The sequence below is a fragment of the Acinetobacter sp. YH01020 genome, from assembly GCF_013420275.1.
In the GTDB taxonomy this organism is placed as follows: Bacteria; Pseudomonadota; Gammaproteobacteria; order Pseudomonadales; family Moraxellaceae; genus Acinetobacter; species Acinetobacter amyesii.
In genome coordinates this window covers 66,054-80,179 of the sequence record NZ_VOYN01000007.1, presented here as the reverse complement: position 1 = coordinate 80,179, position 14,126 = coordinate 66,054, and the positions used below count along the sequence as shown (strand labels likewise).

Annotated in this window: 14 protein-coding genes; 10 read left to right on the top strand and 4 right to left on the bottom strand. The window is 42.1% G+C overall.

What is annotated here, in order from left to right:
• Positions 1-194: 194 nt before the first annotated feature.
• The 5 genes from FTT85_RS04750 to FTT85_RS04730 are packed head-to-tail and all read left to right on the top strand — an operon-like array spanning position 195 to position 3,422.
• A complete protein-coding gene (locus FTT85_RS04750) occupies positions 195-1,013 on the top strand; it encodes an ABC transporter ATP-binding protein (RefSeq protein WP_111885426.1) in 819 nt (272 codons plus the stop codon).
• Positions 1,010-1,789 (top strand): lipid asymmetry maintenance ABC transporter permease subunit MlaE, encoded by a 780-nt coding sequence (gene mlaE / locus FTT85_RS04745; protein WP_180182996.1) that lies wholly within the window; start codon positions 1,010-1,012, stop codon positions 1,787-1,789. The genes FTT85_RS04750 and mlaE overlap by 4 nt, the downstream gene beginning before the upstream one ends.
• Positions 1,789-2,469, top strand: coding sequence for an outer membrane lipid asymmetry maintenance protein MlaD (locus tag FTT85_RS04740; protein ID WP_078189300.1), 681 nt, complete (start codon positions 1,789-1,791; stop codon positions 2,467-2,469). The genes mlaE and FTT85_RS04740 overlap by 1 nt, the downstream gene beginning before the upstream one ends.
• A gap of 17 nt (positions 2,470-2,486) precedes the next feature.
• Positions 2,487-3,122, top strand: a complete 636-nt coding sequence (locus FTT85_RS04735; protein WP_180182995.1) for an ABC transporter substrate-binding protein — start codon at positions 2,487-2,489, stop codon at positions 3,120-3,122.
• Positions 3,123-3,161: 39 nt separating this feature from the next.
• Positions 3,162-3,422, top strand: coding sequence for a lipid asymmetry maintenance protein MlaB (locus FTT85_RS04730; protein WP_218951593.1), 261 nt, complete (start codon positions 3,162-3,164; stop codon positions 3,420-3,422).
• A 78-nt stretch (positions 3,423-3,500) separates the two neighbouring features.
• On the opposite strand, the gene FTT85_RS04725 is transcribed toward FTT85_RS04730, so the two are convergent.
• Complete coding sequence (locus FTT85_RS04725; RefSeq protein ID WP_078189297.1) at positions 3,501-4,514, bottom strand: CorA family divalent cation transporter; 1,014 nt, start codon at positions 4,512-4,514, stop codon at positions 3,501-3,503.
• Positions 4,515-4,669: 155 nt separating this feature from the next.
• On the opposite strand from FTT85_RS04725, the gene FTT85_RS04720 reads away from it, so the two are divergent.
• Together FTT85_RS04720 and FTT85_RS04715 are read left to right on the top strand one after the other, a co-directional pair.
• Positions 4,670-5,278 (top strand): TIGR00730 family Rossman fold protein, encoded by a 609-nt coding sequence (locus tag FTT85_RS04720; protein WP_180024338.1) that lies wholly within the window; start codon positions 4,670-4,672, stop codon positions 5,276-5,278.
• Positions 5,275-5,682 carry an NUDIX domain-containing protein gene (locus FTT85_RS04715; protein ID WP_180173244.1) on the top strand — a complete coding sequence of 136 codons (408 nt, stop codon included), beginning with the start codon at positions 5,275-5,277 and terminating at the stop codon, positions 5,680-5,682. Before FTT85_RS04720 ends, FTT85_RS04715 begins: the two co-directional genes overlap by 4 nt.
• A gap of 43 nt (positions 5,683-5,725) precedes the next feature.
• On the opposite strand, the gene FTT85_RS04710 is transcribed toward FTT85_RS04715, so the two are convergent.
• Both FTT85_RS04710 and recG read right to left on the bottom strand, forming a co-directional pair.
• The gene (locus FTT85_RS04710; RefSeq protein WP_180182994.1) at positions 5,726-6,358 is read right to left on the bottom strand and encodes a ComF family protein; all 633 of its coding nucleotides are present in this window, start codon (positions 6,356-6,358) and stop codon (positions 5,726-5,728) included.
• A gap of 145 nt (positions 6,359-6,503) precedes the next feature.
• Positions 6,504-8,549, bottom strand: a complete 2,046-nt coding sequence (gene recG, locus FTT85_RS04705) for an ATP-dependent DNA helicase RecG (protein WP_180093004.1) — start codon at positions 8,547-8,549, stop codon at positions 6,504-6,506.
• A 59-nt stretch (positions 8,550-8,608) separates the two neighbouring features.
• On the opposite strand from recG, the gene FTT85_RS04700 reads away from it, so the two are divergent.
• Both FTT85_RS04700 and FTT85_RS04695 read left to right on the top strand, forming a co-directional pair.
• A complete protein-coding gene (locus FTT85_RS04700) occupies positions 8,609-9,388 on the top strand; it encodes an NAD-dependent epimerase/dehydratase family protein (protein WP_180135128.1) in 780 nt (259 codons plus the stop codon).
• A gap of 151 nt (positions 9,389-9,539) precedes the next feature.
• Positions 9,540-10,136, top strand: coding sequence for a methyltransferase domain-containing protein (locus FTT85_RS04695; protein WP_180182993.1), 597 nt, complete (start codon positions 9,540-9,542; stop codon positions 10,134-10,136).
• Positions 10,137-10,222: 86 nt separating this feature from the next.
• Here FTT85_RS04695 and plsB read toward each other — a convergent pair whose 3' ends face one another.
• Positions 10,223-12,796, bottom strand: a complete 2,574-nt coding sequence (plsB, locus tag FTT85_RS04690) for a glycerol-3-phosphate 1-O-acyltransferase PlsB (protein ID WP_180182992.1) — start codon at positions 12,794-12,796, stop codon at positions 10,223-10,225.
• A 287-nt stretch (positions 12,797-13,083) separates the two neighbouring features.
• Between plsB and FTT85_RS04685 the strand changes: the two genes are divergently transcribed.
• Complete coding sequence (locus FTT85_RS04685; protein WP_180010518.1) at positions 13,084-13,956, top strand: acyl-CoA thioesterase II; 873 nt, start codon at positions 13,084-13,086, stop codon at positions 13,954-13,956.
• The last annotated feature ends 170 nt before the right edge of the window (positions 13,957-14,126 follow it).

Here is a 14,126-nt window from a genome sequence, read left to right as displayed (position 1 = left end):
TCGTTTACTATATATACAATTATTTTAACTAAATTCTTCTATTGGGTTGAAAACACCCTTTATAAAATCGCATTAATAATAAAAAACAATTTACCTGATGGAATGCAGGGATATGCGCTCATGCAATGGTAACATTTTAAACTTCAATCCTTTATAGTATGCATGCTGAAAAAAATGCAGGAAAATCCTCAGCTATGAATAATCAAACGTCTTCTCAGACTCAGGCACTGATCGAAGTGAAAAACCTGAGTTTTAAGCGAGGAGAGCGCGTCATTTATGACAATGTCAGTTTAAAAATTCGTCGTGGTCAGATCACTGCAATTATGGGTCCATCTGGTACAGGTAAAACGACTTTACTCCGTTTAATTGGTGGTCAATTGACTCCCGATAATGGAGAAGTGTTGCTTGATGGGCAGGACATTGCACAGATGTCACGTCAGGAGCTCTTCGCTGCGCGTGCGCGTATGGGGATGTTGTTTCAGAGCGGCGCATTATTTACCGATATGTCGGTATACGAAAACGTAGCCTTTCCAATTCGTGCGCATACCAAGTTGCCAGAGCATTTGATCGCTGAAATTGTTGCGTTGAAATTAGAGTCTGTTGGTTTACGTGGTGCAGAACAAATGATGCCCTCTGAACTTTCAGGTGGTATGAATCGTCGTGTGGCTTTGGCCCGTGCAATTGCACTCGATCCTGAGCTGATCATGTATGACGAACCCTTTGCAGGGCAAGACCCGATTGTGATGGGGGTTTTAACCCGCTTGATTCGTTCGCTACGTGAAGCTTTAGATTTAACCACCATTATTGTTTCGCATGATGTGGCTGAAACTTTATCAATTGCAGATTACATCTATGTGGTGGCTGAAGGGAAAGTGCAGGGCGAGGGAACACCTGAGCAATTAAAAGCACATGCTTCGCCTTTTGTGAAGCAGTTCTTGACGGGTTCGGTAGAAGGTCCGGTCGATTATCAATTCAGTCATCAGCCCTATTTAAATCATGAGGTTCGTTCATGAATGCTATTGCCGCATTAGGTAGACGCGTCATTGAACGTGTTCGAGGAATCGGCGTAGCAACCATTATGTTGCTGCAGATTCTTTTTTCCATGCCGACTTTACTTGGCGTGAAATTGTTTATTTATCAGATGTACCGTGTTGGTGTGCTTTCATTACTAATTATTGTGGTATCTGGGTTATTTATTGGCTCGGTACTGGGTTTGCAGATGTATAGCATTCTGTCAACCTTTGGTAGTGAAGCGATGCTCGGCACAGCCGTTGCACTGACTTTACTGCGTGAACTTGCACCTGTGGTTGCGGCTTTACTCTTTGCAGGTCGTGCAGGTTCTGCTTTAACGGCTGAAATTGGTTTGATGAAAGCCACTGAGCAGTTGTCGAGTATGGAAATGATCGGGGTGGATCCATTAAAACGTGTGATCTCGCCTCGACTTTGGGCTGGTATTTTTAGCTTGCCAATGTTGTCGGTGATTTTCGCTGCGGTCGGTATCATGGGCGGTAAATTGGTGGGTGTTGATTTTCTGGGTGCAGATGAAGGCTCTTATTGGAGTGGCATCGAGAACAGTGTGCAATTCTTTAAAGACGTCTTTAATGGCACCATCATCAAAAGTTTTGTTTTTGCATTAATTTGTACATGGATTGCGGTCTATCAGGGTTATGCCTGTATCCCAACTTCAGAAGGTATTGCAACGTCGACCACACGTACTGTCGTGTATTCTTCGTTGTGTGTTTTAGGATCAGATTTCGTGTTGACTGCGGTCATGTTCGGAGGTATTTAATGAAATCACGTACGAGTGAACTGGCCGTCGGTTTTTTTGTCATTCTTTTTGCTATCGCTATTTTCTTCTTGGCGATGCGTGTGAGTGGTTTGGTCGGCAATAACATCGAAGACAGTTATGAATTAACCGCGACATTTGAAAATGTAAACGGGATTAAACCCCGTGCCAAAGTCACCTTAAGCGGTGTCAAAGTAGGTCAAGTGGAATCGTTGAAACTCGATCCTGTGACGCGCTTAGTGACAGCACATCTGATTATGGATGGCTCATTAACCTCTTATAACGCAGAACAATTAAAAGAAGTACAAAAGAATGCACTCGAAGAACTGCGTTACACATCAGACTATGAAGCAGCAACACCTGCGAAACAAAAAGAAATGGAACAGCAACTGATTGCTAACATGAAATCCATCACCAATATCGATGAAGATGCTTACATTATGGTGGCAACCAATGGTTTATTGGGCGAGAAATATTTGAAAATTGTACCGGGTGGTGGTGTCAACTTCTTAAAACGTGGTGACCAAATTGGTAATACCCAAGGTACGATGGAAATCGAAGATTTGGTGTCTAAATTTGTGACCGGTGGTGCAGGGAACAAATCTGACAGCACAGCAGAAGCTGAACAAAAAACAGAAGCTGCTGACACAACAACGGCAGAAGAACCTGCATTTGTTGAATAATTTTTAGGAGAAATTAAGTGAACACATTGTTAAAACATACGCTTACAGCAAGTATCTTATCAACTATGATGGCAGGTACAGCTTTTGCTGCTCCAAGCGAAGCACCACCTGCATTTGTAAAAAAAGTCGCTGATGGCCTCATTACACGTTTAAAAGCAGACCACGCAAAACTACAAAATAACCCTGCGGCTGTGAAAACGATTGTTCGTCAAAACTTAGACCCGTATATCGATTCACAAGCGTTCACACGTATCGTGATGGGTACGTATGCAACGAATCAATACAGCTCAGCGGCTCAACGTGCGCAGTTTGAACGTAACTTCCGTGCAACACTGATCGAAAACTATGGTTCAGCTTTTGCCAAGTTTAGTAACCAAACGTATAGCATGCGTCCATATAAAGTATCGAACAGTAAGAACCCTGTTGTAACGATTGATTTCCATAACAACGGTGAAAAAATTCCAGTCTCTTTCCAGTTGGCGGATAAAGGTTCTCAATGGAAAATCCGTAATATTAACGTTTCGGGTATCGACCTAGGCTTACAATTCCGTAATCAGTTTGCGGCAACTGTAAAACGTAATGGCGGTAACATTGATAAAGCAATTGCGAACTTCAAACCTGATGCTGACGCAGCATTGGACAAGAAAAAATAAGATAGGTGATGTGTGATTAAACTTCATCAACAAGAATTGATGGTTTCAGGCAAAATCGATTACAACAATGCCGAATTGTACTTTCAAGACGGCTTGAAATTGATTCAACAACAGCAAGCTTTTCCCTTAGTGGTCAATCTTGCTGAGCTTGAGCATGGCAGTACTTTGGCTTTAGCTGTTTTGGTCCGTTGGTTACGTCAAACGCCAAAAGCGCAAGGTTTGCAGTTTAAAGCAGTCCCTGAAAAAATGATGAAGATTATTCAAGCCTGTCATCTTGAGCATGACTTGCAATTGATCTAAATAAAAAAAGCACCATAAGGTGCTTTTTTTATTTCAGCGGGATAAGAAGCTCTCGCAAGTCTACGCAATAGGAACGGATTAAATCCATTTCTTCCAGCGGAAGTACATCAATGGGCCAATAAAGAATGCCACGATGATTAAGCTGACCACGATAAAACTGGTTGTACCATGCGCGAAGGGCAGTACATCGGTGTTCATCCCATAGACGCTAGCCACTAACATCGGTGGCGCAAGCATACTTGGTAAAATCGAGAAGCGACGAATCGTATCATTCTGTTCGGTGTTAATGAATCCAGAGGTGGTATCCAGTAAGAATCGAACCTTTTGGAACAAGAAGGCATCATGCTCAACAAGTGAGCGTACGTCTTCACTGAGTTCTCGGATGTCGGCATCATAAATATGACTACCCAAGGCCCGAGGACGTGACAGGAAGGTGAGAACACGACGTAAGTCGATCAGACACAGCTGAGCTTTCCCGAGCATATCTTCTAAATGCGCAAGTCGGGTAATCATGTCATCCAAGTCTAAAATCATCTCACGATGACGGTTATTCAGCACTTCTGTGGAATACTTTTCTAAGTCCTTGTGGATATCTTCCAAGATATCCGCAAGCTCATCGAGTTTGGCTTCTAAAAGACCCAATAAAATCCAAGTTGGATCTTTATAGTCAATTTCATAATCATTGCGACGCGCGCGGGCACGAAAGGCACGGAAAGCCACCAGCTTTTCACCCCGTAAAGTGAATAAGCGCTCTTTATGCAAAATAAAGGCAACCGTTTGTACGGTAGCTAAGGTGCTGGCATTTTCTTCGGGTTCGCCATCGACCTGAAAATTTTTATTTTTCGTTAAAAAATAGGTGCTGATGTGCAAAATACCGTCGTCATCACGGTAGAATCGTGCACTCGACGAAATATCTTCTAATGATTTTAATGTGGGTAAATTTTGATCATAGGCATCCATAATCCATTGCTGTTCTTCCTGGGATGGGGCAATGAGATCGAGCCAGACTAAATCCTGATGTAAATCGAAGTCACCATTGATGGTGACATCTTCTAAGCTACCGCGCTCTGTCGCGTAAAAGGCTTCAAGCATGTTGTCTTTTCCCCTTACGCAGTAAGTTAAAAATGAATGGGTGTATTTTAGACAAGGATTTGCTGAAAAACACTGTTCTAATGCTTAATTTATGAAAAAATCTGTTTAAAGTTGATTTTTCCAGCATAGCGTTCCTGATCTGATGGTGATTATAAATGAAATCTATCGCAATTTTCTGTGGTTCCGCCCTTGGTAACAATCCTGCCTATTTACAGGTGGCTGAAAAAGTCGGTCGTCATTTAGCGGCCCAAGGTATTACACTAGTCTATGGTGGTGGCCGTTCAGGTTTGATGGGTGTCGTGGCAGATAGTGCTTTGCGTGCAGGTGGGCAAGTCATTGGGGTGATTCCAAAAGTCTTGGTCGATAAAGAATTGGCACATCCAGATTTAACCGAATTGCATGTGGTAGAAAATATGCAACAACGGAAAACCAAAATGTCTGAACTCTCGGATGGATTTGTAGCGATTCCAGGTGGAGCAGGGACTTTAGAGGAAATTTTTGAGCAGTGGACGTGGGCTCAATTGGGCATTCATTTAAAGCCATGTGCCTTTCTCAATGTAGATGGTTTTTATGACGATTTATTGAATTTTCTAAAAACAACTGCAGAAAAAGGCTTTACCCATCCGCGTTTTATCGAAGGCTTAATTGCAGAAGATAATATTGAAACGATTGTTGAGCAGTTTCAACATTTCACTGCGCCAGAGCCGAAATGGGGCATGGTTGAACGTACAGCCTTTATCGCCGATTTGGAACAAGATAGATGAAAATTATCACTGTTGCCGCAGCCATTATTTTAAATGAACAGCATGAACTTTTAGTGGTTCGTAAAAAACACACGGCATTCTTTATGCAAGTAGGTGGCAAGTTAGAACCCCATGAAGCTCCTGAAATCACCATGCTGCGTGAAATTCAGGAAGAAATTGGCTGCGCTGCGCAGATTGAACAATTCATTGGCCGTTTTGAAACGGCCGCTGCGAACGAAGCAGATCATCTACTGGTGAGTTATGTCTATCTGGTCCAGTTGCAAGGTGAACCGAAAATTGATGCGGAAATTGCAGCGATGCAATGGGTCAGCTTGGATGATACACAAACAAAACTTGCACCTTTAACACGTGAGGTGGTGATTCCTTGGGTGAAGCAGCAGACTCGATCTCTTGCTGAAAGCTAAACCGCTTCGCTTGTTCATTTTCTTTAGAGGTTGATGTTTGAAACTAAGGCTGTGCCGCAGCAATGCATGCGGCATATACCTGCGTGCAATGTAGCTGATGTAACAGCTTGCTTAATGCATGGATTGAACTTCCCGTGGTCACCACATCATCAATGATGAGGACTTTACGGAAACGGTGTTTTTCAGTTGGGTTGATAATAAATTGTTGTTCGATATTTTCTAGGCGTTCTAGCCGACTCAAGCCTTTTTGAGCGTGCTGTGCTTGACGAATCACGGGTTGCCAAACAGGGATGCGCAATTGCTTTGCCATCATGTGTGCAACGAGTAGCATTTGGTTGTACCCACGGTCTTTGAGGCGTTCTACTGAAATAGGCATGGGGACGATGGCTTGAGCCCTAGCTAAGCGCAAGCTTAAAAGGCTTTGTGCCAGTAAATTTTGATAGTGCAATTGTTGCTCATACTTATAGCTTTGGATGATGCGATCTATTGGAAAATCATAGTGAAAGGCACAATATATGCTGTGTTCATGGCGATTAACCATTTGTTTAAACCAAGGCAGTTGTGCCCAGCAGTCGGTACAAAGCGAATGATGTTGTTGTCGATCGATACCGCAGAGCAGGCAAGGGGAAACGCTCTGTATTCCTTTTTGGATGAAGTGTTGGATAGATTGGAGCATGTTTTTATTCTAATCATTCTTTTTTGAGTATTTTGCACAGTTTGTGGTGAAGTGCAATCACAACACCACAGCAACCTGTTCGACAAGCTTATTGGTTCAAGCCAATCTGTATTTTAGGATGATCGATCTGTCATCCTAATAATTATTATACATAGGCGTATCGAGGAGCTTCCGGCAGCCAGCGTTTTAAAAGCGCTTGAGCCTGTGCTGGATAATCATTTAGGACTTGTTGAGCCACATAGTGTGCCTGATTGAGTAAATGGTCATCTCGCTCTAATTTGGCTACACGAAAGCCCATATCGCCAGTTTGTTTGGTGCCGAGGAGTTCACCGGGACCACGAATTTCCAAATCTTTTTCAGCAATAATAAAGCCGTCATTGGTCTCACGCATAATGCGTAAACGCTCTTGCCCATTTTGCGATAAGGGATTTTTATACAGCAAGGCACAGAAACTGGCTTTTGCACCACGTCCTACACGACCACGTAGCTGATGTAGTTGTGAAAGCCCTAAGCGTTCTGCATTTTCAATCACCATGATCGAGGCATTCGGGACGTCAACACCGACTTCAATGACGGTGGTTGCAATTAGTAATTGCAATTCATTATTTTTAAATTGCTGCATCACTGCTTGCTTTTCATCGGCCTTCATTTTGCCGTGAACCAGACCAATATTGAGGTCTGGGAAGCGTTCTTTAATTTCATTAAAAGTTGCTTCAGCGGCTTGAGCATCTAAGGTTTCGGATTGTTCCACTAGGGTACAGACCCAATAGGCTTGTTTGCCTTCAGCACAATTGCTGGCAATCCGCTGTAGCACTTCTTCACGACGATCCAGTGGAATAGTGACTGTTTGAATCGGTGTACGACCGGGTGGCAGTTCATCAATGACGGAGGTATCTAAATCGCCATAAGCCGACATAGCCAAGGTACGAGGAATAGGGGTTGCTGTCATCACCAGTTGATGCGGTGTCATGCCATTGAGACCTTTGTTTCGTAGCGCCAAACGCTGATCGACGCCAAAACGGTGTTGTTCATCAATAATCACTAAACCCAATTTGGCAAATTGTACATTGTCTTGAAATAAAGCATGTGTGCCGACCACTAAGTTAGCGGAACCATCTTGAATACTTTGTTCTGCTGCAGCTCGAGCTTTACCTTTTTGCTTGCCTGAAAGCCAGGACACGGTTAGACCCATAGGCTCAAACCATTTTTTGAAATTTAGATAATGCTGTTCGGCCAAAATTTCTGTCGGCGCCATCATGGCCACTTGCCAACCTTCCTCGAGCGCATGACAGGCTGCAACGCCTGCGACTAGGGTTTTACCTGCACCTACATCACCTTGTACGAGTCGCAGCATAGGTTTGTTCTTTTTCAGATCGACCGCAATTTCTTTGGACACGCGTTTTTGTGCGCCGGTCATTTCAAATGGCAGCGTACTTAAAAGTTGTTTGGTGAAGTTCTTACTTGTAGAGAATGACGGTGCTTCGATTTGTTGAATATAAGCACGGCGGCTGAGCAAACTGACCTGATGGGCAACCAATTCTTCGAAAATTAAACGTTGCTGTGCAGGATGAGAACCTTGGCTCAGTTGCAACATATTGGCATCGACAGGGGGATGATGAATATAGTCCAAAGCCTGTTTTAGTGCATAGCCATTGGTGAATTTTTCTGGCAGTAATTCAGGTAAGTCATCACTATATAACTGTAGTGCTTGTTTGACGTATTCACGTAGTTTGGGCTGTGTTAAGCCTTCGGTTGCAGGGTAAATCGCAGTGAGTTGGGTTTGTGGTAAAGGCGTGTGTTCAGTAATCACCTGTAGTTCAGGATGATACATTTCTAAGCCACGAGCACCAACACGGACTTCACCAAAAATCCGTAAACGATTGCCCGGTTTTACCCGATCAGTAATGCCTTTGTAGATATGGTAAAAACGTAAAGTAACTTTGCCACAGTCGTCATCCAGTAGGGCGGCCATCGATTTACGCTTTCCGGGTGGAAAGTCGATACTTTTGACTGTACCTTCCAGTAAATAACTTCGACCCACGGTCAATTGGTTCATGGGGATGATCGTGCTACGATCTTCATAGTCGCGTGGCAGATGAAACAAAAGATCATCTGTCGTGAAAATATTTAGTTTTTCAAGTAAAGCAGCGGCGGCATTGCCAACCCCTTGCAATTGATGGACGGCAGCCATGTCCCCTCAACTTCGGTTTATATGATCTAAATGGATCAGTTCTGAGAATAGGTCGTTTGATGCATATTCTATTTATCGGTTATGGTAAAACATCGCAACGTGTTGCTAAACAATTATTTCAGCAAGGTCACCAAATTACCACAGTGAGTCGTAGTGCGAAAGAGGATGATTTTGCAGAACATTTAATCCAAGATATTCACCAACTGGATTTGTCGCAGGTTCAACCGATTGATGCTGTCTATGTTCTTTTGGCTCCTGCACGCCATGCTCAATTCAATGCTGTGGATGTTTACCGACACACTTATGTCGATTCTGTACAGCCAATTGTTCAAGCATTAGCACATCATCCAATACAACGTTTAATCGTGGTGTCGTCCACTCGTGTCTATGGTGAGCATGCGGGGGAGCGCATTGATGATGACACTGTGCCACAACCGATCGATGAGCAGGGGATGTTGTTACGCGAAATGGAGCATCGCTACTCACAAGCATTTCCTACCGAATGCGTGATTGTACGTCCATCTGGGATTTATGGCACATCGACAAAACGAATGCAGAAACTGGCCGAAACGACTCATCGCTATCCCAATATCCATTGGTCAAATCGAATACATATCGATGATTTGGCAAAATTTCTGTGTCATCTACTTCACGTGGAACATCATGAAAAATCATATATTTGTACTAATAATCAACCTCAACCCTTGCATGAGCGAATCTTGGAATTGCAAAGAGCTATGCATTTACCCGAATTGGTTTTAGAGAGCGAAGCAGAAACAGGGAAAAAGCTTTATGCAACGCGGATGATGGAGAGTGGTTTTAAGTTGGCGCACGATTGATTGTGATGTGTAGTGTAAAATTGGTGTGACGTATAAATTTCAGTGCAGCTTTGTGAGTATTAAAAAAAATTCTATAAATGAATAAGATAGGTATTTTACAACATGGATTGTTCAAATTTTCGAATGGATCTCAAAGGCTAAAAATTAAATAATGACAAAATCATTTGCTGAACTTACTCAGAATCTACCCCATAGACCGATTTTGGAAAAAGCTTTGAGTTATTTTGAGAATTTACCAAAGATCGCGATTGATTGTGGTTGTGGTGCAGGAAATGAATCATCATTTCTACTCCGTCATAATTTTAAAGTATATGCATTTGATCCATCTGTTGACGCTAAAAATATCTGTCTAAGTAAATTTAAAGACAATAAGAATTTTTTATTTTCTAATCAGGCCTTTGAAGACTATAGCTTTCCTAAAGCTAGTTTAATTATTGCTTTATTCAGTTTATTTTTTTGTTCTACGGATTCGCTTGAAAGTGTTTTAAAGAAAATGCAGGAATCCTTAAGTGAGCAAGGCATCTTACTCATACAACTGTTAGGGAAAGATGATGATTGGGTAAATAATTTTTCTGAAAAATTTATAGGTTTTGAACAGGAAGAACTTAAACAATTGTTTGATGCGGACTTTGATATTATTTATATCGATGAATTTAAAGGCAATAAACCACTAGCCAATGGAACTCCAAAATTTTGGAATATACATACTTTAATTTTAAAAAAGAAAATATTAAATACTTTTGTATAGTCCAAAAAAAAGAGACAAGCTTTTTACAACTTGTCCCTGATTTTGCTCATCTTCTTCCGCTTTTATGGCGAAAAAATCAGAACGGTTTATTTCTTCTTACGTTTCAAGCGTTTTTTGGCTTGTTCAGCAGCCACTTTATCAAGTGCTTCTTTTAACTCTTCATCACTAAAGGTCGTAATGTGTTGCAACATTTGCAGTGTCACATCATCCAAAACGAGGTTGGCATATTGCGCAACATTTTGGAAATTTTCATCAAACACAATGGCGTTGTTTTCATTGGTACTGATATAACCTTGTTGGGTTAAGACTTTAATAAAGCTTTGGAACAATGCCTTATCAAAGAACTCTGGCGAGTTAAATTCATACAACACAGACAGACGTTGACCAACCAAGTGGCTGAGTTCTTCAACCTGACGGGTTGAGATGTTGCCTGAACCACGTTGTGTGATTAAAGCCAAAGTCATGTAGTAACGCTCTAGACTTTGCATCACAGGTGCAGCCAAGACCACTAACTGATTGTGCTGCTCTGAGTTAGGCGCAGGGGAGATCAGGTTGCCTTCTGCATCTTCAGAAATTAGCTTGGCTTTGATCAGTACTTCAGCATACGCACAGATTTGATCTTTAAGTTCTTCATCATTCCATTTAAGGAATAACTCAGCTTTTAAGAACGGATACAGTGTACGAATGACATTAATTAAATCACCACGGCGAATAGAACCATTATGTTCAACCAAAGCGGCAATGAGTGATGGCAAAATAAATGCGTGCAGGATGTTGTTACGGAAGTAGGTTAACAGCACCGCTTGATTATCAGCAATGGCAATAATATCGCCAAGGACATGATTAACACGTTTAATCAGCTTGAGTTTTAAACCATAAGCAATGATTTCTTTACCTGACAGCGGTGTTACTTGCATGCGCTCATCGTAAGGTAAGGCAGTTAAAAGATCGCGATAGGTATCTAACTGCTTAATGCAAATCTCTTCATCTAAAGTATGTTTAGATGTAGCCAATAAAATCAGTGAAAGCAATGAAACTGGGTTCACCACTGCTGCACGGTTAATATTTTCTAAAATCATGTGTGCAGAGCTGTTAATGGCATCCGAAACCTCTGGTGGAATTGGATCGTCATTTTTCTCGATTTTGATGTTGCTTGCATTATGCTGTTTCAATATATCATCAAGGAAAACCGGCTCACCAAAGTTCAAATGAACTTTACCGAAAATACGTTCGATTTTACGCAGAGTTTTCATAATCCCAATGATCGATTCGCCTTCTTTTGGCTTACCATTCATTTCACCAACGTAGGTCGCACCTTCCATTAAACGCTCATAGCCAATATAGGTTGGTAAGAACACGATCGGTTTGGCTGGATTACGTAAATGACCATGGACAGTCATGGCGAGCATGCCGGTCTTCGGTGGTAATAAACGACCAGTACGTGAACGGCCACCTTCGATGAAGTATTCAAGCGGTGTATTACGCGCCAAAATATTGTAGAGGTATTCTTTAAATACGGTGGTGTAGAGACCATTGCCACGGAATGAACGACGAATAAAGAACGCACCGCCGCCACGTAAAATTTGCCCGACAAATGGCATGTTTAAGTTATCGCCCGCAGCAATGTACGGCACCATTAAGCCACGTTTATAGATCACATATGACAATAATAAATAGTCGATATGGCTACGATGACATGGGGTGTAAATGATCTCGTAGTCTTTGGCTAGTTCACGAACGGTACTGAAGTTATGCACTTCGACGCCATCATAAAGCTGTGTCCACAGACGAGTCAGGGCTAAGTCAGCAAAACGTACTGTTGATGCAGAATAGTCAGAAACGATTTCATTTAAATAACCAATCGCACGACGTTCAGCTTCAACCATACTGATTTTACTGCGAATGCTTTCACGACGAATCGCATCTTGCACATCCGTAGATTTGATCAGTCCGTGCATCACATTACGACGGTCGGATAAATCCGGACCCAAAACCACTTCACGCTGCGCATCTAAATAATCATTCAGTGTGCTGACAATATAAGTCGCAGGTGACAAGTTTGGATGTGTAGTTTTGGCATATTCAACCAAACGACGCAAAGACTGTGGCTCATGGAATTCGAGGTACGATTGACGACCGTGCAAACCAATATTGACCAACTGCTTCACTTTGCTTGGTGTAGACCATGTATCGGTAAATAATAATTTAAACCAAGAATCTTCTTTATCGGGTTCACGACCCCACAGCACGGTTACAGGAACGAGCTCAACATCCGCATCAGGATTTTTTTCCAAAACCTCAATTAAACGCAATAAACGAGGTGGAAAGGCATGTGGCGGTGGATTGAGTAAGTTGTCTTCATCATGATGTTGTAAAAACACCACAGAGGCTTTTTCTGTTTGTGTACCCACAGTCATTGGGTCGAGTGCAGGGTGTAGCTTTAAACGACGGGTTTCACCATCGACAATTAAAGCATTACTCCGTGAATGATTTTGCAGAACGTAGCAGGTAGTTTTCGTTGTCTGTACGCCGGTATCTGTATCGGTTTCAGTCACTACAGGTTCTACAGGGACTTCACCTAAAACATGCGGTGTTACCACAAGGTCAAGCAGTTTACTCGAAAGCTTTCGATACATCTGACCAAAGCCGCTCTTGGACATACAAACTCCTACTTTTCATGACCAAACCACAGAGATTCTGAGGGGAATCTATTCTGCGTAATTGTACTTAAAAACTGTATGTCATTTTCTGACAAATTGCATAGATATTGTAAGATTTTATCGTTAAAAAACGTATTTTTAGCAGTTATATTGCATCAGCAAGGTGACAGATCAGTCAGCGAATCTTTAGGGTTTTAGTCTGGATTTATGGCAAAATGGAAAATATATTTAAACATCTGTTGATGTTGCCTGCGTTAGCTTAATCCCGAATGATAGATAGGTTTGTTATGAATGCCTTAACACAAGAGTTGGTTGATTTACTCAGCCTTGAAAAATTAGAAGAAAATATTTTTCGTGGGCAAAGCCGAAATTTGGTCGGGAAACGTGTCTTTGGTGGACAGGTTTTAGGTCAGGCGCTCCGTGCGGCATCTTATACGACAGATCGACCAGCTCATTCCTTACATGCCTATTTCTTATTCGGCGGTGATATCAATGCACCGATCATTTATGAAGTGGATCGTATTCGCGATGGACGCAGTTTTGTGAGTCGTCAGGTGCGTGCGATTCAACATGGTAAAACGATTTTTATGTGTATGGTGTCATTTGCAGAGCAAGAAGACGGGTTGAACTATCAAGTTGCAGAGCCAGAATATCCAGCCGTGGAAGATTTAAAATCTGAAGCTGAGCTGAAACGAATGATGGTGGAATTTGTCCCTGAAAACGTCCGTGCATCTTTTATGCGCGACCGTCATGTGGAAATTCGCCCGATTGATCCGCAAAACCCGTACCAACCGCAGCCTGCTGCGCCATCGTATGCACACTATATTCGTACCCATGACACGATTGCTGCCGATGTTGATGACATCTCTTTACATCAGGCCATTGCAGCATTCTATTCAGACTTTACATTGATGACGACTGCACTACGTCCACATGGTTTAAGTTATTTATCACCAAGTTTACAGTGTGCGAGTATTGATCATGCCATGTATTTCCATAAGCCATTCCGTGTAGATGAATGGATGCTTTATGACATGGATGCCACCGTCAGTGCCAGTTCACGTGGTCTAAATTTTGGTCGCATGTGGCAAAACGGTGAGTTGGTCTGTAGTACGACACAAGAAGGCTTGATCCGTTTACGCGAAATTGAAACCCAATAAGTTTTGAGCACTATGTGTTAAGTCGTAAAAGCTGAATACTGGAAAAAACCGAATCTTCTGATTCGGTTTTTTATTAGCTTTATTTATCTGTATGAGCCTACTCGTAGATTTGATCTATCTCGTTAGTGTCTTTCGGCATAGGTTAAATTAAGCTGAATTCGGGCTTTGCA

Coding starts and splice junctions, on each gene's coding strand:
- FTT85_RS04725 (WP_078189297.1), bottom strand. CDS start 4,514: ATGCTTGAAGCCTTTTACGCGACAGAGCGCGGTAGCTTAGAAGATGTC.
- FTT85_RS04710 (WP_180182994.1), bottom strand. CDS start 6,358: ATGCTCCAATCTATCCAACACTTCATCCAAAAAGGAATACAGAGCGTT.
- FTT85_RS04715 (WP_180173244.1), top strand. CDS start 5,275: ATGAAAATTATCACTGTTGCCGCAGCCATTATTTTAAATGAACAGCAT.
- FTT85_RS04700 (WP_180135128.1), top strand. CDS start 8,609: ATGCATATTCTATTTATCGGTTATGGTAAAACATCGCAACGTGTTGCT.
- plsB (WP_180182992.1), bottom strand. CDS start 12,796: ATGTCCAAGAGCGGCTTTGGTCAGATGTATCGAAAGCTTTCGAGTAAA.
- recG (WP_180093004.1), bottom strand. CDS start 8,549: ATGGCTGCCGTCCATCAATTGCAAGGGGTTGGCAATGCCGCCGCTGCT.
- FTT85_RS04730 (WP_218951593.1), top strand. CDS start 3,162: ATGGTTTCAGGCAAAATCGATTACAACAATGCCGAATTGTACTTTCAA.
- mlaE (WP_180182996.1), top strand. CDS start 1,010: ATGAATGCTATTGCCGCATTAGGTAGACGCGTCATTGAACGTGTTCGA.
- FTT85_RS04720 (WP_180024338.1), top strand. CDS start 4,670: ATGAAATCTATCGCAATTTTCTGTGGTTCCGCCCTTGGTAACAATCCT.
- FTT85_RS04695 (WP_180182993.1), top strand. CDS start 9,540: ATGACAAAATCATTTGCTGAACTTACTCAGAATCTACCCCATAGACCG.
- FTT85_RS04750 (WP_111885426.1), top strand. CDS start 195: ATGAATAATCAAACGTCTTCTCAGACTCAGGCACTGATCGAAGTGAAA.
- FTT85_RS04685 (WP_180010518.1), top strand. CDS start 13,084: ATGAATGCCTTAACACAAGAGTTGGTTGATTTACTCAGCCTTGAAAAA.
- FTT85_RS04740 (WP_078189300.1), top strand. CDS start 1,789: ATGAAATCACGTACGAGTGAACTGGCCGTCGGTTTTTTTGTCATTCTT.